The organism is Bacillus cereus group sp. BfR-BA-01360 (genome assembly GCF_022663595.1).
GTDB classification, from domain to species: domain Bacteria; phylum Bacillota; class Bacilli; order Bacillales; family Bacillaceae_G; genus Bacillus_A; species Bacillus_A cytotoxicus.
On sequence record NZ_JAKUFV010000107.1, the window covers coordinates 1 to 225 of the forward strand.

Below are 225 nucleotides of genomic sequence, written 5' to 3' on the forward strand. Positions count from 1 at the left end.
GAATATGTTCCTTTAATTTGACCTTTTTTAAGTTCTCTACTTTTTCTGCTCCACCTAAACCTAATAGAGGTGTATAACCAAAACACTCCTCATAATCTAACTCATTATATTGTTTAAGCGCTTCGGGATAAGGTTGCCAAGATAAATCTTCATCTCTAAATTCTAAATCAGCAATATTTTGAAAGAAAAATTCAAATGTAAACATAATGGTCTTTACTATACCAT

1 protein-coding gene is annotated in these 225 nt (G+C 30.2%); it reads right to left on the reverse strand.

Annotated features, from left to right (window positions below; all coding sequences use genetic code 11):
- On the reverse strand, positions 1-225 hold a 225-nt coding region (locus tag MR056_RS22160), incomplete at both ends, for a DUF1851 domain-containing protein (protein ID WP_242136744.1).